Raw genomic sequence first — 19,430 nt, 5'->3', positions numbered from 1 at the left:
AACCTCCGCTACCGGATACCCGCGCTCGGTGATCTGGGCCACCGCATCACGCTTGAACTCATCGCTGAAATTGGGCTTCCCCATCGTCGTCTCCTATCCTCAAATTTAGGATAGAAGGCGTCCAGAAATCTAGGGGCTACTCAACTCGAGATTTGAACCCATGCGTCAGAAGGAACTCAGGGCGCAAAAGGCGTTTTTCGTCGAGCGCGTCATCAAACAGCGTAGCCACTATGGCACCATCGATTGTTGACAGAATTCTAACGCGGGGCTGCGGATTGAAATAGATATAGTTGAACCTCATACAAGAGCAGGCAGACCGTCCGAAAACCCATCAAAGCTGGATCATATAATCCGACGTTGGAGATAAAGACCGCGGAAGAATACCTCCATGTTCGGCCACCAATGGGTGAGCTGGTCCGTTTCCCAGCTAGCCAGCGGATCGTCGTCGTACTTGCTGGGATGCGCGAGACCGACGCGGGGCTCGTCACCTTCCCGGTAACCCAGCAGAACTGCCTGGCTTTCCGCAAGGGCGATCGCGAATAGCCTCGGATCGAGGCTGCTGAAATCAGATACGTCGTATTTCAGTTCCTCCCATTCAACGGCGAGAAGATCATGCAGAGGTGCAACCACCTCCAGCGCTAGACATTGATGGCTTGTTTGAGAAATGGGCACGATATGATTACCCTGAGGGTTGTCATGTCCCCCCAATAAAGGGTGTCGACCCAGCCGCCGTTAAAATGTTTGTAGACATCGCGCCATGGCATTGGCAGGCGAATTCCCAGCCGCTTTTCCTGCTCCGCGATTTGTGCCTCGGTCAATCGCCCGCTCTCCTTTACGCCAACCCGTCTTTGCCAGACACGTTGCTTTATGAGCTTGGGATCTGTTTCGGGCCCGATCACCGTGTGCTCGTTCAGATGCCATGTAAAAATGTTGCCTACCTCCACACGCGTAACGGGTTGTTTCAAGTGCTTTTGCTCACGGCGAGCATCAACAGGACTAGGTGGGCGCCGCCAGTTCGAGGTCGATTCGTCTTCTATATTGCGGTCGCCAAGCACACGCCGGAATAGCTCTTCGGTGTCACATGCCTCTGTAGAGACAGAAAACTGAACGGTCTGCTGGATTGAGCTGGTCTCTCGATGATTTGTCATTGGGCCTGCATGTCTCAAACTACAATCATCTATCGCGCAATTCCCGGAAACGCCCCAAACCTCCCCCAACGATTCCTAAATCTGATCATACCTGATAGATATTTGCGATGGCACATCTTTCGGGAACGGATCGCTCACAACTGCTGCTTCTGCCGGAGGCGGTTGACGATTATGTGGGACCGGACAACCCGGTTCGCTTCATCGAGGCGTGCGTTGACGGCCTTGATCTTGCCGCCGCCGGGTTCTTGCGGGTGGCAGCGAAGGAGACGGGATGTCCGGGGTTCGATCCGGCCGACATACTGAAGCTCTATACCTACAGGTACTTCAACCGGGTGCGCTCCAGCCGCTGGCTGAAGTCCCAGGCGCATCGCGACATCGAGGCGAGCTGGCTGCATGCGGCATCTGAAGCCGGACTTCCGCACCAGCCGCTCTGTCACGGTGGCCGGAAGGACCACGTCGGCGAGCTTCACCATCGGTTTACGAAGGTCGAGGAGCCTCTCAAAATAAGCGCGCGGGCCGGCAAAAGCGATCGGAATGGATGGGCTTACGCCACGCGTGGCGCGTGCGGTATCGACCGCCGGGCGCAAGTCGGTCGCGGTTTCCCGGCGACCCTCCGGGCTTCGGCGGCGGCCAGCTGCAAAGCAATCGAGTAGAACTGGTCGTCGTCGCCTTCGGCTCGGCTACGCAGCATCGCAAAATCCGTTTGGCATTACGCATTGAATCTATTCGATTTATTCCTCACGGAATTCTCCCCATCGTTTGCCGGCTCGATAACGCAAACGCCAAGGGAAATGAAGAACAAGCTGATGTGGGATGCGACATTTGCAGACCGGGGCAAAGTCATCTTGCTCTTGTTGCAGGATGGATTTCAAGAGTGCGTGAGCCTGGCATCTGGCGTCACCAAGTTGAACCTGAAAGCCAGGGGGACAGGCCGTAGCCCATCCCCCCGGTCTCGATCAGGCAGCTTGGGAAATCTGATCGTCGTTGTCGGCGTCGACGATCCCGGTGGGTGATGCGTCGCGATCATCGCTCGATGCGCCCTGTTCATCAGCGATTTCGTCAGGGCCAAAGCGCATGGCTTCCGGAAGCCATGCAAGCGCCCGCTCCTTGATCTCGGGCTCGATGATGACGTCGCCTCCGAAAAGCCGCTCGGCCGAAGCCGAAAGATCGTGCTTCTTGGAACCGGCATAGCGCGATTGCAGCTCCAGTCCGCCGATCTCCTGGAACAGGCTCAGAATGGCGGGCTTGGTCAGCTTATCGAAGTAGGTGAGTGCGGTCGGCCGCCACCAGGCCGCGACATCGATCTCGAGCTTTGTTCCCAGATGATCGAGGAAGCTTGCTTCGCGGCGACCGATCGGGACGGCCTGCAGCGTGCGCGCGATCGCCCAGCCGAGCCAGGCTGCGCGCGCCTCATCGGGGAGCGCGCAGAAGGCGTCGTATCGATCTGCGATGGCCTGATGATTGACCCAGCTTCGATCGAGCGCCTCATCGAGCTTCTTCCATTCCGCCATAGCAGCCGTTTCCGGTTTGAAGTCGGCGAGAAGGCGGGCGGGAGCCGAGGCGCGCAGATCGCTCGGAATGTCGGAGGACGAGAAGCGGCATTCGCGATCGACCATGATGAAGGTGCCCAGATTCAGCGCGAACGCGGGATTGCTGGCGACATGGACCGCCAGCAGTTCTGTCTTCATCATCGCCAGCATTTCACGCAGGCGCTGGCTCATCACCGGGCCGCTGTTTCGCGCTTCGTCCTCGCCGGCCTCGTCGGCGAGGATTTCGCCGTCGGCTTCTTCATCCTCATGGCCTCCATCCTCGTCGTCGTCACCCTCTTCGTCGGTGATGACAGGCGCGAAGAACAGTTCCTGGTGAATATGGGGCTGGCCGTCCGGCCCGATAACGAGATAGGCCAGCGCGTTCGCCTTCTGCTTGGCATCGACGACGGGCTCGCGTTCGACGATGGCCGACAGTTCGGTCTGGAGGGCGGTGTAGCGATTCTGGTCCTCTTCGTCCGGCTCGCAGCCTTCATCCTCGAGTTCGGCTTCCAGTTCGGCCAGTTCCTCCTCGATCTCGAGCTTGCGCTGTTCCTGTTCCTCGCTGAGCGCCGGCGCCTCGACCGGCAACGGGGTCAGGGCGTAGGTGTCCATGTAGGGGACGCGGGTGTTGGCGACGGGACGGACCTCGGCAAAGCCTTCCCGTTCGCGCAGCATGTCCGCTTCGGCGGCGAGTTTCATCATCGCAAGCTCGTCGACGATATGGGTGTCGATCCAGCGTTCGTCGTCCGCGTTCGAATAGAGGTCAGCGTCCTCGATCCGCCCGCCGGCGGCCGCATAGGCATCGCGACCGACCAGCAGCACGCGGGGATCGTTGCCCCGATAGCTATAGTCCTTGATGCGGCGGCGGATTTCACTGACGGAATGGCCGCAGTAGCTGTCCGAGAGCATGTCCCAGATCGCTTTCTGGCGCGCGCTGTCAGCCGTCGTGCAATAGGCCTTGGCGACATCGAGGGTGATCTCGCCATTCTCGAGTGCCTCGAAGATCGGCTCGGCAAGGTTGGCGAGACGCAGACGGCCCATTACGAAGCGTTCGGTGAGCCCGAACCGCTTGGCGACGTCGGCCGCCGTCTTGCCTTCGACCTCGATGATATCCCTGAAGGCGCGGCATTCCTCGCCCGGCCCCATTGGAAGCCGTTCGAAATTTTCAACGAGACTGACCTCGCGGCCATTCTTGGCGTTGTCGAGAACCAGGACGGGGATCACATGATCGGCGGGCAGGCTGCCCTTTTCGATCAGGCGATGCACGGCATCGAGGCGGCGACCGCCGGCGGTGATCCGGTAGTAGCCCTTCTTGCGAGAAACCGGCACCCCGACCAGGTTCTGGATGAGACCGTGGGCAAGGATGCTGGCTTCGAGTTCCGCATCGGCGTCCGCGTCGCTGCGGGTCCGGACATTGACGGGTGACTTGGTGAGATTGGCAGCGGGCACGGGAATGGGAGTCTGGGACATGGGTTTCTCCATTGGTGCGGCTCGTTCATCGAACCGCCCATCCCCTCTCCCTTCCCTCTTGCTGTGCCGGGCCGGGGCGGTACGAGACAGGATCGCAGGCGACATGGATTGTCCGCGATGGAAGCGCGCTTGCGCTGGTGGCTGCGCGCCGATTTCCGCATTGGCGTGATCGGCATGCTACGCGCGGCATGTCCTCGAGCACATCCGCCCAGTCGTTATGAGGAACGGGGGGCCAGGGGCTGAACACCTCCAGACCCGTATGCTGATGGGCTAGCCGGATCTGGCGGTTCGCTTTCCATCCCGCCGCATCCCTGTCGAAGAGCAGCACAAGGCGTTCCAGCCGGCTTGGCAGCAGGACATGCGCAGCGCGTTCGGCGCCGAGCGTTGCCCAGACCGGGATTCGATGAAGGCGCATGGCAGCGAGCGCCGTTTCGATCCCTTCGGCAAGGCCAAGAATAGTTGTTGCAGGGGCCAGCTGCACGGCGCCGCGGCCAGGGCGTCCAAGCATCATTCGCGGGTCGGTCAGATCGCTGGCTTTCAAGGCCGCTACGGGATCGAGAAAGGTGCGATGGATGGCGACGATCCGATGGCCCTCGCGGACTGCGGCGATGAGCGCAGGTCGAAAGACGGCAGCCCTCCCGCGCCCCAACGGCGTGCGCGGGTTGTAGCGAAGGTCGCGCCAGGGCGGCATGAGGAAACGGCCAGCGAGATAGGCTTCGGCGGGGGTGCCGGTCATCGGACTGGAGGCATCCCAGACGCGCAGGGCCGGGCCCGATCCGGTTTGAAAGCGGCGGTGCCTGGTCGATGAGATCGGCGTGCCTCGCTCGGGCAGGTCGAGGCGAAGGCGGCGGATAGCCCGCAAGACGGCGATCGTGTCGCAACCTGCGAAGCATTTGAACAGCAGGGCGGTGTCGCCGACGCGGACGGAGAGGCTGGGGTCATGATCGTCATGGGCGGGGCAGAGACAAAGCCCCTGTCCACCGTGCCAAACGCCTCCAAGTTTTCGGACCAGTCGGGCTCCCTGGAATTCCAGGTCGAGAATGTTGGGTGGCATGAGTTCGCGCGCGATCAAAACTTCAATCGGGGTCGATTGCGATTGAAAGCGCCAGCATCGCCGCGGCAAATTCCCTTTGCACGTCCTGGACGCTGATCCCGAGATCCGTCGCTATTGTTTGGTAAGGCAAATCGTCGATGCAATGAGCCAGGAAAACGGCCCGTGTGCGTGGCGGTAGCGTCTTCAGGATTTCGCGCGCTGTCGATAGTCGCTGCAGTTCGAAGCAGAGCAAAGCCTTTTGATCGACCCAGACCCAACTTCGAACCCAGAAGCCGTTCGACGCCTTCTCGACGGAGATTTCGTCGATGTCGATGCGTAGCGAAGCTGCGCTCTCCGACCGCTTCCTGGCAAAGGCGATCGCGGGATGCGGAGAGGCCTCCCATCGGTGGAGATAAGCGTCGAGGCGTCCGAGGAGCCGTCTGCGACGCCAGAGAAATCGGGGGAATGTAAGGTTTTCTCGAACGTCCTTCAGAAGAGAGAGAATTTCTGCACTGTGCATGGCGATCGCCTCCAATCAGACCTGTTCTGCCCGCCCCCTCCCTCCTTTTCCTGGCATCGGTTCTCGGGTTGATCGTTCCATTCGGTCGGTGTTGATTCTCGTGGTCACGCGAAGGCGACGCCAGATGACTGGCCAGGTCCGACGATCTCCATGCTCAGTTGGAGGCGGATCAGGAGCCCTATGGGCGTGGGGATTGGATCGGTGCCGAATCAGTCTGTTGAACGACTCGCGAAGAAGCTATGTTTTAGAAAGGTTTTTGCCTGAGATTGAATGGAACGCGCTCGGAGGCTGACAACATCATTGCTGTGAATGAAACGGGTGGAGGAGAACGCAGCTTCCGAGCGCCGTGAACCGGCGAAGGGATACGCCCTTGGACGAGGAAGACTATTCGGAACGCTTCGAGCGCCTCACGGCGCGCAAGCGCGATTGTCTGCGCGAGGCGGCAAAAGGCTATTCGTCGAAGGAGATCGCACGCATTCTGAGCCTGTCTCCCAGTACGGTCGACAACCATTTTCAAGACATTCGAAAAGAGGTCGGAAGCATCCCCCGACGAAAGCTAGCGCGACTCTTCGTGAAATGGGAGGCACGCCAAGGGGGGCAGAAAATACCCCCCCATCCGATGACTATTTCAGATGACGGCATTTCCGGGCCAACTGCGTCCACCGAAACCAAGGCGGACGTACAGGCGACGCAGGGCGAGGACGAAGAAATTTTCGCAGAAGAACAACGACCTTATGGTCTTCGCGAACATTCTTCACCCTTGCGCGTCATCGTACCTCTCCGCGTAGCCGGGAGGCAACGCAATGACCTGAACGGACCTTCTATACTGGTCGTATTTTCGATCCTCACTACGTTGATGCTCTTCGCCGTCGGCGCCGGAATATCCTTGCTGTCAGCGCTCAACGGCTTCGCAGGAAAATAGAGCAGCAATCCTGAAATCCATCACTATGACCTGCTCCGTTGGGGCGGGAAGGAGAAACCATGCGTGCTCAACGCCAATCCATCGCCAAACAAGTTGCCGAACGGCTGTTTGCAGCCGAGGAAGCCATCGATATCGCGGCTGCACGAATTGCCGAACTCAATGCAGCACTGCCGCTCGCGAGGCTGGATGCCCGACTGTCGGCCATGATCGGCCAGGACGCCATACAGAGCTCAGCCTCGGCGATGCTGCTGATGGCTGAAACGCGCGAGAAGATCGTCACCACGCATGTCAATCTCAAGCATGCCAGTGACGCGATGGGGTTGGCAGAGACCAGCTATGGCGATCTTCTCAAGGTTCGAGGTGCGGCCTCGGAGCCAGGGGAACAGCGTCTTCGGGCGGTGTGACGGGTTCGCCGAGGGAAATTGACGTGTAGCGATATTTATAGTTGCTCTACGTCATGACGAGACAAGCCTTGTTCCTGGCATTTCTGCTCCTGAGCAGTGCCTACGCCTTCATAAAGGGTGACCAACCCGAGCGGATTGGTGCGGCCACCCTTTTAGGAGGCGCGAGTCTGACGGTTCTGGTCGCGTCTCCCCTCGGCGTTCGTTTTCAGAATGTCGAAGCCGGCATTCTTCTGATCGATATGTCGATACTGGGCATTTTCTTATGGCTTTCAATTCGGAGCACCCGTTTTTGGCCAATCTGGATCGCCGCGATGCTCGGCGCGGAAGTGATCATCCATGTTGCGTTCGTGATTGCGCCTCAAATAGTTCCTCAGACTTATATGCGGGCTCTGGCGTTATGGAGCTGGTTCGCCCAGCTGCTTCTGGTGGTAGCCACGTGGCGGCACCAGAGGCGACTGAAGCGCCTGGGTGTCGACGCGCCCTGGAAGACCTGATCCGTCTTACGTGCCCAGAGCGCGCTCGGGAACTCTCGGAGCGATTGTTCGCCCGCTTCGGTTCACTCGGTGAGGCCGTATCAGCGCGTTCGGCCGAGCGGATTGAGCTGCTGGATGACTCCGTTGAGATCGAGCAGACCTTTCTTTGCTTCAGACGGGCGATGACGCAGATATTGAGGGGGCAGCTCGTGCAGCGACCCATATTGTCCAGCGATCAGCATGTGCTGGATTATCTGCGCAGTCGTATGGCCTATGAACCGATCGAGCAACTACGGGTGCTGTTCCTCAACGCGAACAACGAATTGATTGCGGATGAGGTACTCGGCGTAGGCACAGTTTCGGCGGTTCATGCCTGGCCGCGCGAGATACTGAAACGATGCCTCGATCTGGAGGCAACGGCCATTTTGCTTGTCCACAATCATCCCTCCGGTTGTTCCAGGCCATCGCGTGCGGATCGGGAACTGACGGAACGGATCGCCAAGGCAGCCAAATGTCTGAACGTCGTCGTCCATGATCATTTGGTCGTGGCCCGCAACGGCACGACGAGCTTCAGAAAGGCAGGCTATCTGTGACTGGGACCGTCCTTCGTCCGGCGATTGGCCGCGTGACATCAGGGTCGGAGCGGCCACTGCTACATCCGACCGGCCGCTGTTCATGACAGGCGCGTCGACTCCTTCCGTGGACGATCGGCGCAAAGGCGCCTGGTCTCCGGCATGCCGGGCGACGGCATGTCGGACCCTCTTGAAAATGGAAGCTGCGATCATCGAGAAGATGGGGAAGAAGCTGTCGTCGGGGCCATATTTCGGGTGTCTGCTAGAGATCCTTATTGCCGAGGTGGAATCGGAGAGAATTTATCCGGCGTGCCTTGCCCCTGACTATTCTCCGTCGACAGCGCACCTCCGTTCGAAACGCTTGGAGCAATTCGGGGCGCTGGTGCGCGAAGATGACCCCGTGGATGGCCGATGCAAAGATCTCAAACTGGCGCGCCCGACGAAGGAAGCGTTGGAGCAATTAATTGATCTCCTGATCGGGCATTGCCTTAGCCTGATCTCCGAAATCCGCTCTTTTGGGCAATCTGACGCCTTGATGCCGATTGCCCAGATAAGGTACAATCAGGATGTTGGTACCCATAAGGACGCAAGCGACATGACCATCTTGCGAGGCAAAGTCATTGCAGGAGGGCGGATAGCGCTTCCCGCCGATATCCGCCGTACGCTTGGTTTGCAGAATGGCGACACCGTTCTATTCGAGGTCAACGGCGACGAAGTGCGTATTCGCCCCGCTCGTTCCGCGCTTCGGCGCGTGCAAGAGCGTTTGCGTGCCTTTGCCCCCGAGGAGGGGCTTGTTTCCGAGGAGTTGATCGCCGAACGGCGAGCAGAGGCGGCGCGTGACTGAGGTCGATGCCGATCCGATTTATGTTCTCGATGCATCGGCGCTCCTGTGCCTTCTTTTTGGTGAACCCGGAGCGGATCGCGTGGAGTTGCGGTTGACCGGTGCTCTGGTGTCGGCGGTCAACTACCATGAGGTGCTGGCGAAGCTCACCGATCGCGGTGTCGATGCCGCTGAAGCGCAATCGATGCTCGCGGAACTCGATATCGAGATCGTATCCGTGGATCGCGATCAGGCTGATACCGGTGGAAAGCTACGACCCGAAACGCGCGATGTCGGACTTTCTCTGGGCGATCGATCCTGTCTGGCCTTGGCGCTACGCCGCCAGGCGGTCGCTGTGACGTCCGACCGGGCATGGGAAACGCTCGATGTCGGCGTGGTCGTCGAACTGGTGCGATGACCGGCATGGCTGACGATGGAATGCGGGAATAGAGATTGAAGTTATGCGTACCGACCTCAACCATCTTCCGATCGCCAAACAGCGTGAACTCGACCGTGTCGTGGAAATGCTATTCCAGGGATTTCGGGAGGCGACACAGGAGGCGACAGGCCGGCGCAAATCTGCCCGAATCCTCAAGGTCATCCTTTTCGGATCCTATGCCAGGGGCGATTGGGTCGATGCGCCCTTCGACGCAAACCAGTTCATGTCGGACTATGACATCCTGGTTATCGTCAACCAGAAAGAGTTGACCGATGGCGCTCGTTATTGGGAGGAAACGGAGCAACGTCTGTTCGACGCTCATCAGGTCGAGAAAGTGATCCGCGCACCGGCCAATTTTATTGTACATACGTTGCAGCAAGTGAATGATGGCCTGTCCCATGGGCGGCCGTTGTTCACTGAAATCGCCAAAGATGGCGTAATCCTGTACCAGTCCGATGACCGGCCGCTCGCTAAACCCAAGCCCAAGACGCCTGAACAGGCATATGCAATGTCGAAGGAGTATTTCGAGGATTTATTCCCGGGCGCAATGTGGCGATTTGAACTGGCAAAAATTAGCTTTGCTCATAATCGGTTTAGTGATGCGGCATTTGATTTTCACCAGACCTGCGAAAAGCTCTATAAATGCGTTTTAGCGACGCTGACGCTGTACGTGCCTCGCAGCACGAATATCGTATTTCTCAGAAGCATGTCGGAAGGTCTGGATAGAAGGCTGTTTGAAGCTTGGCCGCGCGGGACTCATGCCGATCGCGCCATGTTTCAAAAGCTGAAGGACGGCTATCGGAAGGGCAAATATTCAAGGCATTTCGATATCTCGGTTGAGGAGCTTGAATGGATCATAGGCAGGATAAATGTCCTTGGTCCCATTGTACATGAGGTCTGTTCCGAACATCTCGCAGCATTGAAAATCAGAGCGGAAACGGAGACGAACGGAAGCTCCGGAGTTCTATAAATGCGCAGCCGTTGATTAATTTGCTCGATGGCTAGATCGTTCGACGCATGTTTAGTGCTGCAAGCGCGCGGCCTAGAGCAGAACGTTGATTTTCGATCTTTGCCACGGCGCGTTCGAGTATTTTTGTACGGTATCGGATATCGATGCGATCATCCTCAGCGAATATCTTCAGCACGTCCAGAGGGTCACGTTCGGCCAGTCTGTGCGCTTGGCGGCCGGACGGATCGCGCGACAGGAAGCGGAACAGCCCTTGCAGCGTTCGGGTTGCTTCACGGTGATCGCCGTCCTCCAGCGCGTGGTTGATATATTCGCGAAGCACGATCGGAGCAGCCGCGGCTTGACGCCTAGCCGTATCATCTGGTCGTTTCAGGATATTGAGGTTAGCAATCCGGCTTTGCAGGCAATGGAGAGGATTCATGACTGGGATGGCCACCTGGCCACCAATTCCGCCATTGTCATAAGGCACTATGATTTCGGCCACGCTGGCGGTCAGTTCCTTTGGCCGTATACCAAGCACGTGCCCCAAAAAGTCGATACGGATCAACGTTCCATCGACGGTCGCTTCAACCACTGCGGTTTCGGGGGTTTGGTCGTCCACGTTTGGGATGAGCACTTTACCGCCAAGCGCAACGGCGAGTTTCTGCGCCGCCTCCCGTTGCCCGAAATAGTCGATGTCCTTGGAGGTGTAAGGTCGGTAGGCGTGCAACTCCTCTGCTGCGGAATAGAATTCCGCCCAGAGGTTCAACGCTTGTCCGCCGATTACAAAGGCCCCGTCCTCCAGAACGAGGTGGGAGGCGATATCGAGAACGGCAGCAGGGTCGAGATGCCCTTCGCTCAGGCTGCGATCCGCCGAGGACGGCGCACGGAAGCGCGCGAAAAATCGATGCCGGAGAAAAAGCCGTTGCGCTGGCTCAACGCTTCGGGAGAAATAGCGCCTTCGCGCAGCGCACGATCGTCCTGCTCGCGGGCGGACTGTTTTTCGCGCCGACGATCAAGCGAATCGAACTGAGCAACCTGCTGCATTTCTTACTCCTCGCATTTTCCTATATGCGACGCGCTTTCCAGTCAATTAACGGCTGGAGGAATGTCCCGTTCCCAGGGTCTGCCTGCGGCCTCTGGCTGGTACGCCTTCTCGCTCGGATGGGAGGGGACGATTATAGTGCAACTCGCCGCTCGTCCCAATGCGCCACCTCTGACGTTCAGCGAATTTGGCCCGCCGATCAGATATTCGGCCATTTGGCTATATTCACTGCGCAGAAAATAACGCAGATTCTGGCTGTTCCCCTCGTCGCGAAGGCTGCGTGGGGGGGGGGGATGGGGCATTCCCGGTCCAGTAAATGGCGTCCCCGCTGGCACATGGCCCTGGAATCACCTTTTCAAGCGGCAAGTGGCGGCATCCGCAGATACCAGCTCATATTGTGGCGCAGCGATTAGGTCAGAGGAAGTCGCGATTGACCAACCTATCGTTTGCTGTCGCGCAGCTGGACTACGAGCGGGGAAACGTACGGAATAGGTCGCGATACTGAACGCTTGATTGAGTCCCGCACTCTCGGCATAGTACCCTTGCGGGCTGGAATCTGGCAGCCGCCCGCAGGATTGTCCTGTCAGGTATCTCGAAGCTCGACATACGGGTCGAGCGCCGGTTGTTTCGTTCAACGACAACTCGGCTCACCTCACATCGCTTCTTCCCTGCATCAGCGGGGACAGCGCTGCCACGTCGTGAGGAACCGTGTTTTCATGTCGTCTGACAATTTCAATCCGCCAGAGCCCCTGAGGGACGATGTTGCTCAGGAAACAAGACCTGCCGGGCTCGCCGACGTGCGGGAAATCTACGAGATCGAGGCACCGCGACTGCAACGATATTTCCAGAAACGCCTGTGCTCGCGAGATGACGCAGGTGATCTTGTGCAGGAATCCTTCGTCCGCCTGGTCGGCCGTATGGCTAAGACCAGCCTGCCTCGGCCGGCGGCCTATCTACAGCGCATCGCGCGTAATCTGCTTCTGGACCAGCACAAGCGCCTCGAGACACGCCTCTCTGGATTCCATATGCCGATCGGCGAAGATTTCGAAGTTGCGGTTCCACCGGATCAGGCGGCACGCATCGAGGCCGAAGACGTGATGCGGATTTACAAGCGCGCCCTTGAGGAGCTACCTCAACGGACACGGGAAATATTCCTGGCTCACCGGGTGGAAGAGCTGACGTACCGGGAGATAGCGGAAAGAATGGGGATTACCATACCGACTGTGCAGTACCATGTAGCCCGCGCGCTTGCCCATATCGACGCAGCTCTGGAACAGGAATGATGGAAGACACCGATCCGCCACGTCGGCATGGGCAACTTAGGGAAGAGGCAGCCGACTGGTTCGCAATCATGCGTAATCCCGAGGAAGCCGAGGTCAGACGCAAGGAGTTCGATGCATGGCTGGCACGCGGCGCCCTTCATCGAGCCGCCTATAACCGGATCGCCGAAACCTACAGCATTGGCAAACGTTTGAAGGATCCGCCGGAGGACGATCCCCTCATTCCCGACCAGGAAGCACCTGGTGACGATATCCGGCAGAGTCCGCCAAAGCCGAAGACCAAAATGCGCGCGTTGCTTATACTCGCGATGCTCGGTGCCGTCGCCCTTGTTACGCACTGGGCTTCGGGTTCGTCGCGTGACGAACTGAAACACCCGTCGTTCGCCACGGGCACGGTGCCGGCTACATCCGATCGGTTATCGCAGAAGCTTGCAACAGCCGTCGGCGAAATCCGTTCGTTTCAGCTTGAGGACGGTTCGGTCGTCGCACTCGATACGAACAGTCTGGTTTTGGTGGATTTCGACTCTCAGCGACGAAATTTACGGCTGGTACGAGGACGTGCGCGTTTCACCGTTGCCCATGAAAACCGCCTTTTCACTGTTCGTGCGGGCCGAGGAGCCATCATAGCACGAGGAACGATATTCGACGTTAATCTCTCGTCAGACAATCGTGTATTCGTGCGGCTCGTGCGGGGTGCAGTTGACGTGGAGGTTGAGGGCACCAAACAGGGCCGTTCTCAAAAAGCGGTTCACCTCCTACCTGGCCAGCAAGTTGAATTGGGGAAGGAAAACACCGTCCTCCCCATTGAGGTCACTAAGACGCGAGCCGACGATGCTCACTGGCCCGAGGGTATGAAGGAATTTACGAACATTCGGCTTGGAGACTTGTTCATCGAAGTAAACCGCTACGCGCGCATTCCACTTGTCGCGGAAACTAGCGATATCGACGAACTTCGAGTGTCGGGGAATTTCCGCATTACCGATAGCGAAAGACTCGCGCGAAACCTCGGCGACCTCATGGGTCTGGCGGTAGTTACGAGACCAAGTTCGATTTCGCTCGCTCGGCGTTGCCCGTCTCCGGCGAAGGGAAATTGTCGACCGCCATCATAATCCGCGCATCCAGTTCGTCGCTGTCCCCAATGGAACCGGCCCTGAATCAAGGTCGGAATGGACATGGGGGCAACGATGAACGACATTGCGCGGCGGTCAATCAGTTCGGTATTGGCACTGGTGCTCTTAGGAATGGCTGCGCCCTCGCTCGCTGCCCCAGCGCAAAAGTTGGAGTGGAATCTCGAACGGCAAGACCTTGACGGTGCGTTACGAGCCATCGGGCGCTCCAGCGGGCGTGAAATCTTTTTTTCTCCAGAAGCAGTGAAAGGACGGCAAGCCCCGCCTCTCAGCGGGGCCTATACCGCTCTTGAAGCCGTCGTGATCGTCCTCAGAGGTACTCGGCTTACGGCAGTTGAACGCGATGGGGTTATTCTCATCCGCGAACAATTTTCTGCATCGTCAGACGACACATTAAATTCGGGCGAAAGTATTGTCGTCACCGGATCACGGATTCGGGGCGGTCCTTCGACTTCGCCCGTCACCGCAACCACACGAATCGAGGCACAACAACGGGGTCAGAGCGACCTCGGACAGTTGATGCGTGATATTCCTCAGAACTTTTCTGGAGGGCAGAATCCGACAATCACAGCCGGCGGTCAAGGCGGTTTCACGAATGTGTCGGGCTCGTCCGCGCTTAATCTGCGTGGCCTTGGACCCGATGCCTCCCTTACCTTGATCAATGGCCACCGTGTCGCGTTCGACGCGATCAGCCAGGGAGTTGATATTTCCGCGATCCCTCTCGCCGCTATTGAACGGGTCGACGTCGTCGCAGACGGCGCTTCCGCGCTTTATGGCTCTGATGCCGTGGCGGGCGTCGCCAACGTCGTTCTAAGGCGTAGCGTAAACGGGGTAGAAACGTCAGCGAGGTTCGGCGCTGCAACGGACGGCGGCGCGGCCACCCAGCAATACAGCATTGTCGGCGGCTCATCGTGGCCCTCTGGCGGCTTCATGATCGCCGCTGACTATCAGGACGCAACAGCAATTTCAGCTCGGCAACGATCCTACACTAGCAACGTGGCACCCGATACGACGCTGATCCCAGCGCAAGATCAGATCAGTCTGGTCGCGTCCGGCCGTCAGTCGATAACAGACTCGATCGCCTTCGAGATCGACGCCCACTACATGCATAGATCAACATCGCGTTGCTTGATCGGCATTGTGGCTACCAGTTGCCTGGCACAGGGCAGCCACGTCAAATCTACGGCTGACGGCTGGTCACTCTCGCCGGCTTTGAAGGCCCATCTGCCTTTCGGATGGGACGTCCGCCTCTCCGGGACCTACAGCAAAAGCGACACCAACGTAGTGACGCGCGTTTTCTCTGCAGGAACTGAAATTGTTCGCGCGCTACCAAATTACAGCAACGAACTGAAATCCATCGAATTGGGTGCTGAAGGTGCTTTGTTTACTTTGCCGGGGGGTGAGGCAAGGCTCGCCATCGGTCTGGGATATCGTTCCAACAATTTGGCTGTGGATTCGCGCCGTCTTGTCGCCGGGGTGGAAAGCGTAACTGAAGCCGTAGCCGAAAATCGTAAGGTAGGCTTTGCTTATGGTGAGCTATTCTTGCCGCTGATATCAGCTGGCAATGCTGTTCCGTTTGTCGACAAGCTGCAATTGATTGGCGCGCTTCGTTATGAAGATCACCATGACATTGATCGGATGGCGACACCAAAAATCGGCATGGTGTATTCACCCGTTGAGGGGCTCGAGTTTAAGGGCAGCTGGGGACGGTCATTCAAAGCACCCAACCTTTACCAGACTGCTATGCTCAGCAACGCGCAGCTGCTGTCGGCGTCGGAATTTGATCCCGCTCCATCGAATGGCTTCCCCGTCTTATATCTTTTTGGAGGAAATAAGAACCTGAAGCCGGAGCGCGCAACGACATGGAACGTGTCAGTCGCACTAACGCCGCACGCCTTGGAAGGATTCAAGGCTGAGGTTTCCTATTTTAATACGCGATATTATAATCGGGTAGGCTCTCCGATTGTCGAATTCACGAAACTTTTCGATTCCGTATACAATCAGTTCACGAAGATCGATCCAAGTTCCGCCGAGGTGCTGGATGCAATCAATGGCATAACCGGAGTCTTTCAGAATTTCACAGATGGCGACTTCGACCCGTCGTCAGTGTCGGCGATCGTGCAGGACTACCTGCAAAACATATCTGTGCAGAAGCTGGAAGGTTTCGATCTATCGGTAACATATACGCACGACTTCCAGGACTATGGGCAAGCCACGATCAATGGTTCAGCGAGCTACTTAAAGAGTACGCGTGAGGTAATACCCGGTCTTCCTCTCGTCGAGCAGGCAGGAATAATCTTCACGCCGCCACATTGGCGCGGGCGTGTTACAGCAAACTGGCAGAAGGACAATGTCACCCTTTCCTCTACAGTGAACTTTATCGGCAAAACCGATGACAACCGGTTCGAGCCAACGGTATCCGTCGGGTCATTTACGACGTTCGACACCGTCGCGACGATCCGCAGCAACTCCGCCAGTGGTATATTAGCCAATATCGAATGGCAGGTAGGCATACAAAATCTCTTCAACACAAAGCCTCCTGCGATCAGGACTAATCGTGCAGCGCAGGTTCTAGTCGATTCAGTGAATCATTCACTCTACGGCCGGACAGCCAGCATCACCTTGCGAAAGAGGTGGTGAATGAGCCGGAATGTGTATGCCGCATGCGCGATTGCGGTCTTGGGAGCATGCAGTCTCTCGACTGCGGTGCGCGCTGAGCCGTCCTGCTCTTCGCTCGTTCCAAATGGCGAGATGGCTTCAAGACGTGGGCCGATTACGCTGGAGGCATTGGCGGGATTACGCGACATCGGGCCCTCGCCACGCCCAGACCGCACGCGCTCCATTTTTTCACTCTCTCCTGACGGCCGCAAGATAGCTTTTCAGATCCACCGAGGACACCCCTCGGAAAACCGCTACTGTGTGGGCATAGTGGTTATATCTGCGGAGCAACCGGCGCCGCCGGAAACAGTCGATATCAGCGATGAACTGATTTTCGACGCACCAGCAAGGTATAGCTGGGCATCTTTTCAAATCGGGGCGCCGTTGCCTACCGCGCCACGTTGGTCACGTGATGGACGATCAATTTTCTATTTGAAGCGTGTCGGCGGAACCACCCAGATATGGAAGGCGGATCTCACGACCAAAAGCGTTGAGCAGCTTACCCATGCCACTGTAGATGTCGACGATTTCAGAATCTCTCCGGATGGACGCGGAATCGATTATGTCCTTCGCCCTGGGGTAAAGCTAAATAGCGCAGCAATCGACCGTGAAGGCCTGACGGGATGGCGTTATGATGAGCGCGCATTTCCCGTGCGAGGTGCGCGACCGCAAACGCCCGCTTCGGACCGCGTTTACGTGACAATTGACATTGAGACGCGGGTCGAACAGCCATCTGACAAGCTGGTTATCAACGATTTCATGCAATCCACCGCGGATGCGAGTCGAATAGATTTAGGAGTCAGCCTGTTAGGGGACAGCGCCTTTGGTGAACGGATCGAAACCGCACTTTTCCCGGAAGACTATCGTATAGTTGTCGAAACGGCGGCGGGACGCCGCCAACCCTGCCCGCTTGAGGAATGCCGTAGTGGTTGGTTGGCACCGTTATGGTGGACACCAGATGGGCGAAAGCTACGTTTCTTTCGCCGAGAAGGTTGGGCCAATAGTCTGACCGCCATCTACGAGTGGCTTCCTGGAAGCCGAACGGTGCAGCGGCTTTTGCTGACCAGTGACTATCTCGTCGAGTGCCAGCCGATTGGCCGCGATCTCGTCTGCTTGCGCGAGCGCTCAAGAGAGCCAAGGCATTTCGTAAGGATTGACCTCGACCACAAGAGGGAAAAGCGGATCTTCGACCCGAACCCGGAATTTGCGAGCCTCATCTTGGGCAAAGTCGAACGATTGAATTGGCGAAATAGCGCAGGCATCCCATTTTACGGCGATCTAGTTTATCCGGTCGGATATGCCAAAGGACGTCGCTATCCTTTGATCATCGTTCAGTATCGAACAAAAGGCTTCCTTCGCGGAGGAATTGGCGACGAATTTCCAATCCAAGCCTTTGCTGATCGAGGCTATTTTGTTCTAAGTGTCGATAATCTGACGTATGAGGAGATCCTGGGCAAACGGGACAGCGCGGAAGCCTTGGTTTCGGCATTTAATCGCGACTTCACTGGACGCAAGAATATCCTTTCCGCGATTGAAGTCGCTACGCGCTCCCTGATCGATCGTGAGATTGTCGACCCTCGAAGGGTTGGAATCACGGGTCTGAGCGATGGATGCACGACCGTACAATTTGCCGCCATTCACTCAGTCTTGTTCTCTGCCGGTTCCGTATCGGGATGTGGGTGGGAACCTGTTCAAGACGCCTTTTTGGGGCCCATGGTGGCGCAGTCTTATCACAAGGACGGGTGGCCGCGACTAATCGACAAAAACCCAAAATTCTGGGAACAGATATCGCTGGTGGACCAGGCGAAGCGGGTAACGTTTCCGATGTTGTTTCAAGCAGCGGATACCGAATACCTAGCAATGCTCGCTGGGTTCACGGCTATAAGACAGGCCAAAATTCCAAGCGACATGTACATTTTCCCGAATGAAGATCACATCAAATCCCAGCCGGCGCATCGCCTTGCGGTGTATCGTCGCAATTTAGCTTGGTTCGACTTTTGGCTCAAGGAATCTCAATCAGCACCTGCTGGCGCGAGTAGGGAAGAGACTGAATGGATAGCGATGAAACGCGAATGGCTGTCACAGCCCTCATCGTCTGAATTCTAAGAGCCTGAGACCTCGACAAAAGCCATCCTTTATGCTGCTGACCAGGTCCTCACCCATGCCTCGGTATCGAGAAGCGCCATGATGCGCGGGCAATCGGATGGAGCAATGTTCTCCCTAGACCGTAAGAACCGCTCAATTGTGTGTCGATCAAGCAGGCCATTCGCCAAGAGTTGCCCATCGAGCAAGCGTTCCGCGATGGAGCGACGATAGCGCTGTATGAATTGTGCAACGAAGCCGTCGGGACCGCCCTTCCCCTGTCGCGCAAGAACTGCCGGAGGCAGCGCCCTGGCAAATGCACTTCTTGCAACTGCGCGATCGCGCCCCCCTTCAACCATCCACCAGCTGGGCACGCTCAGGCAAAATTCCATCACCGGCTGAGACAGTAGCGGGCTGATCATTGGAACAGAGAGGGCCTTGTCCCGATGCTCTATGTGATGAAGTGCCCGCAGCAACTGCGAGACGTGGCCTTTCTTACCGGCCGGAACAGCTTCGGGAGGAAAAAACCAGGGATGGTCAATCGCGCGCCAACACTCAGAGGCCAAAAAATCTTTATGCAAATACTCTTCTGCGACTTGCCAAGGCAGGCCAGCGCTCACGTCCCGAGAAACGCGCAGCGCTTCTCTAAGGACATCCCAAATGCTCGCGCCGGTAATTTTACAAATATCATAAATTGTCCGCATTATTCCAGACGACACTCCTTCATTGATGTATCTATCGACAAGTGGCCTGGCTGAATTGGTGAAATAGAAAACGTTATCTCCGCCTGCTCCGACGAAAAAACTATCAAATCCGCCGCTAGATGCGGCCTCCCTTACGATCCTATTGTACGCCTGCTCATGCAATTGGACACCTCGAAGAACCGTCTGATTTCGGCATGATGGCCACGTGACGGCGCGCGGGCGAATTGGGAGCCTCAGTTTTTGGGGCTGATCCGCTGA

At 57.4% G+C, this 19,430-nt stretch carries 20 protein-coding genes; 12 read left to right on the top strand and 8 right to left on the bottom strand.

What is annotated here, in order from left to right:
• Positions 1 to 342: 342 nt before the first annotated feature.
• Together JQK15_RS25450 and JQK15_RS25445 are read right to left on the bottom strand one after the other, a co-directional pair.
• Positions 343 to 630 carry a hypothetical protein gene (locus JQK15_RS25450; protein ID WP_214869253.1) on the bottom strand — a complete coding sequence of 96 codons (288 nt, stop codon included), beginning with the start codon at positions 628 to 630 and terminating at the stop codon, positions 343 to 345.
• Between the two features lie 8 nt (positions 631 to 638).
• A complete protein-coding gene (locus JQK15_RS25445) occupies positions 639 to 1,148 on the bottom strand; it encodes an SMI1/KNR4 family protein (protein WP_214869251.1) in 510 nt (169 codons plus the stop codon).
• Between the two features lie 107 nt (positions 1,149 to 1,255).
• Between JQK15_RS25445 and JQK15_RS25440 the strand changes: the two genes are divergently transcribed.
• Positions 1,256 to 1,801 (top strand): transposase, encoded by a 546-nt coding sequence (locus tag JQK15_RS25440; protein ID WP_214869249.1) that lies wholly within the window; start codon positions 1,256 to 1,258, stop codon positions 1,799 to 1,801.
• A gap of 303 nt (positions 1,802 to 2,104) precedes the next feature.
• Here the strand turns inward: JQK15_RS25440 and JQK15_RS25435 are convergent, their stop codons facing one another.
• Genes JQK15_RS25435 through JQK15_RS25425 form a run of 3 tightly spaced genes read right to left on the bottom strand, consistent with a single transcriptional unit; the run spans position 2,105 to position 5,700 of the window.
• Positions 2,105 to 4,147, bottom strand: a complete 2,043-nt coding sequence (locus JQK15_RS25435) for a ParB/RepB/Spo0J family partition protein (protein ID WP_214869247.1) — start codon at positions 4,145 to 4,147, stop codon at positions 2,105 to 2,107.
• A 25-nt stretch (positions 4,148 to 4,172) separates the two neighbouring features.
• Positions 4,173 to 5,219: a DUF7146 domain-containing protein gene (locus tag JQK15_RS25430; RefSeq protein ID WP_251008051.1), complete on the bottom strand. Its 1,047-nt coding sequence runs from the start codon at positions 5,217 to 5,219 to the stop codon at positions 4,173 to 4,175.
• Positions 5,220 to 5,223: 4 nt separating this feature from the next.
• Positions 5,224 to 5,700, bottom strand: a complete 477-nt coding sequence (locus tag JQK15_RS25425; RefSeq protein ID WP_214869245.1) for a sigma-70 region 4 domain-containing protein — start codon at positions 5,698 to 5,700, stop codon at positions 5,224 to 5,226.
• 370 nt (positions 5,701 to 6,070) lie between these two features.
• Here JQK15_RS25425 and JQK15_RS25420 point away from each other — a divergent pair, with 370 nt between their 5' ends.
• From JQK15_RS25420 to JQK15_RS25390, 7 genes are all read left to right on the top strand, one after another.
• Positions 6,071 to 6,622: a helix-turn-helix domain-containing protein gene (locus JQK15_RS25420; protein ID WP_214869243.1), complete on the top strand. Its 552-nt coding sequence runs from the start codon at positions 6,071 to 6,073 to the stop codon at positions 6,620 to 6,622.
• A 59-nt stretch (positions 6,623 to 6,681) separates the two neighbouring features.
• On the top strand, positions 6,682 to 7,026 hold the full coding sequence (locus JQK15_RS25415; RefSeq protein ID WP_214869241.1) for a hypothetical protein: 345 nt from the start codon (positions 6,682 to 6,684) through the stop codon (positions 7,024 to 7,026).
• Between the two features lie 53 nt (positions 7,027 to 7,079).
• A complete protein-coding gene (locus JQK15_RS25410) occupies positions 7,080 to 7,520 on the top strand; it encodes a hypothetical protein (protein ID WP_214869238.1) in 441 nt (146 codons plus the stop codon).
• Entirely contained in the window at positions 7,424 to 8,092 is a 669-nt protein-coding gene (locus tag JQK15_RS25405; RefSeq protein WP_285236601.1) for a JAB domain-containing protein, read from the top strand. Before JQK15_RS25410 ends, JQK15_RS25405 begins: the two co-directional genes overlap by 97 nt.
• A 175-nt stretch (positions 8,093 to 8,267) precedes the next feature.
• Positions 8,268 to 8,915: an AbrB/MazE/SpoVT family DNA-binding domain-containing protein gene (locus tag JQK15_RS25400; RefSeq protein WP_214869234.1), complete on the top strand. Its 648-nt coding sequence runs from the start codon at positions 8,268 to 8,270 to the stop codon at positions 8,913 to 8,915.
• Positions 8,908 to 9,309 carry a type II toxin-antitoxin system VapC family toxin gene (locus tag JQK15_RS25395; protein ID WP_214869231.1) on the top strand — a complete coding sequence of 134 codons (402 nt, stop codon included), beginning with the start codon at positions 8,908 to 8,910 and terminating at the stop codon, positions 9,307 to 9,309. Before JQK15_RS25400 ends, JQK15_RS25395 begins: the two co-directional genes overlap by 8 nt.
• Before the next feature lie 43 nt (positions 9,310 to 9,352).
• On the top strand, positions 9,353 to 10,300 hold the full coding sequence (locus tag JQK15_RS25390) for a nucleotidyltransferase domain-containing protein (protein ID WP_214869229.1): 948 nt from the start codon (positions 9,353 to 9,355) through the stop codon (positions 10,298 to 10,300).
• A 31-nt stretch (positions 10,301 to 10,331) separates the two neighbouring features.
• On the opposite strand, the gene JQK15_RS25385 is transcribed toward JQK15_RS25390, so the two are convergent.
• Positions 10,332 to 11,045, bottom strand: a complete 714-nt coding sequence (locus JQK15_RS25385) for a hypothetical protein (RefSeq protein ID WP_214869227.1) — start codon at positions 11,043 to 11,045, stop codon at positions 10,332 to 10,334.
• A gap of 89 nt (positions 11,046 to 11,134) precedes the next feature.
• Positions 11,135 to 11,323 (bottom strand): hypothetical protein, encoded by a 189-nt coding sequence (locus JQK15_RS25380; RefSeq protein WP_214869225.1) that lies wholly within the window; start codon positions 11,321 to 11,323, stop codon positions 11,135 to 11,137.
• A 714-nt stretch (positions 11,324 to 12,037) separates the two neighbouring features.
• Here JQK15_RS25380 and JQK15_RS25375 point away from each other — a divergent pair.
• From JQK15_RS25375 to JQK15_RS25360, 4 genes are all read left to right on the top strand, one after another.
• A complete protein-coding gene (locus JQK15_RS25375; RefSeq protein ID WP_214869223.1) occupies positions 12,038 to 12,604 on the top strand; it encodes an RNA polymerase sigma factor in 567 nt (188 codons plus the stop codon).
• On the top strand, positions 12,601 to 13,710 hold the full coding sequence (locus JQK15_RS25370) for a FecR family protein (RefSeq protein WP_214869221.1): 1,110 nt from the start codon (positions 12,601 to 12,603) through the stop codon (positions 13,708 to 13,710). The genes JQK15_RS25375 and JQK15_RS25370 overlap by 4 nt, the downstream gene beginning before the upstream one ends.
• 75 nt (positions 13,711 to 13,785) lie before the next feature.
• Entirely contained in the window at positions 13,786 to 16,368 is a 2,583-nt protein-coding gene (locus JQK15_RS25365; RefSeq protein WP_214869219.1) for a TonB-dependent receptor, read from the top strand.
• Positions 16,369 to 18,492 (top strand): Atxe2 family lasso peptide isopeptidase, encoded by a 2,124-nt coding sequence (locus JQK15_RS25360; protein ID WP_214869217.1) that lies wholly within the window; start codon positions 16,369 to 16,371, stop codon positions 18,490 to 18,492.
• A gap of 29 nt (positions 18,493 to 18,521) precedes the next feature.
• Here JQK15_RS25360 and JQK15_RS25355 read toward each other — a convergent pair.
• A partial coding sequence (locus JQK15_RS25355; RefSeq protein ID WP_214869210.1) for an asparagine synthase-related protein occupies positions 18,522 to 19,430 on the bottom strand: 909 nt, incomplete at its 5' end.

Origin of the sequence: Sphingobium sp. BHU LFT2 (genome assembly GCF_018604485.1) — a bacterium.
Classification (GTDB): Bacteria; Pseudomonadota; Alphaproteobacteria; order Sphingomonadales; family Sphingomonadaceae; genus Sphingobium; species Sphingobium yanoikuyae_A.
This window is presented reverse-complemented; position numbering and strand designations above follow the sequence as displayed.

Excerpts from the sequence above, each read along its gene's own strand:
- JQK15_RS25445 (WP_214869251.1), bottom strand. The coding sequence starts at position 1,148 with ATGACAAATCATCGAGAGACCAGCTCAATCCAGCAGACCGTTCAGTTT.
- JQK15_RS25440 (WP_214869249.1), top strand. The coding sequence starts at position 1,256 with ATGGCACATCTTTCGGGAACGGATCGCTCACAACTGCTGCTTCTGCCG.
- JQK15_RS25435 (WP_214869247.1), bottom strand. The coding sequence starts at position 4,147 with ATGTCCCAGACTCCCATTCCCGTGCCCGCTGCCAATCTCACCAAGTCA.
- JQK15_RS25425 (WP_214869245.1), bottom strand. The coding sequence starts at position 5,700 with ATGCACAGTGCAGAAATTCTCTCTCTTCTGAAGGACGTTCGAGAAAAC.
- JQK15_RS25415 (WP_214869241.1), top strand. The coding sequence starts at position 6,682 with ATGCGTGCTCAACGCCAATCCATCGCCAAACAAGTTGCCGAACGGCTG.
- JQK15_RS25410 (WP_214869238.1), top strand. The coding sequence starts at position 7,080 with ATGACGAGACAAGCCTTGTTCCTGGCATTTCTGCTCCTGAGCAGTGCC.
- JQK15_RS25405 (WP_285236601.1), top strand. The coding sequence starts at position 7,424 with ATGGAGCTGGTTCGCCCAGCTGCTTCTGGTGGTAGCCACGTGGCGGCA.
- JQK15_RS25400 (WP_214869234.1), top strand. The coding sequence starts at position 8,268 with ATGGAAGCTGCGATCATCGAGAAGATGGGGAAGAAGCTGTCGTCGGGG.
- JQK15_RS25390 (WP_214869229.1), top strand. The coding sequence starts at position 9,353 with ATGCGTACCGACCTCAACCATCTTCCGATCGCCAAACAGCGTGAACTC.
- JQK15_RS25380 (WP_214869225.1), bottom strand. The coding sequence starts at position 11,323 with ATGCAGCAGGTTGCTCAGTTCGATTCGCTTGATCGTCGGCGCGAAAAA.
- JQK15_RS25375 (WP_214869223.1), top strand. The coding sequence starts at position 12,038 with ATGTCGTCTGACAATTTCAATCCGCCAGAGCCCCTGAGGGACGATGTT.
- JQK15_RS25370 (WP_214869221.1), top strand. The coding sequence starts at position 12,601 with ATGATGGAAGACACCGATCCGCCACGTCGGCATGGGCAACTTAGGGAA.
- JQK15_RS25365 (WP_214869219.1), top strand. The coding sequence starts at position 13,786 with ATGAACGACATTGCGCGGCGGTCAATCAGTTCGGTATTGGCACTGGTG.
- JQK15_RS25360 (WP_214869217.1), top strand. The coding sequence starts at position 16,369 with ATGAGCCGGAATGTGTATGCCGCATGCGCGATTGCGGTCTTGGGAGCA.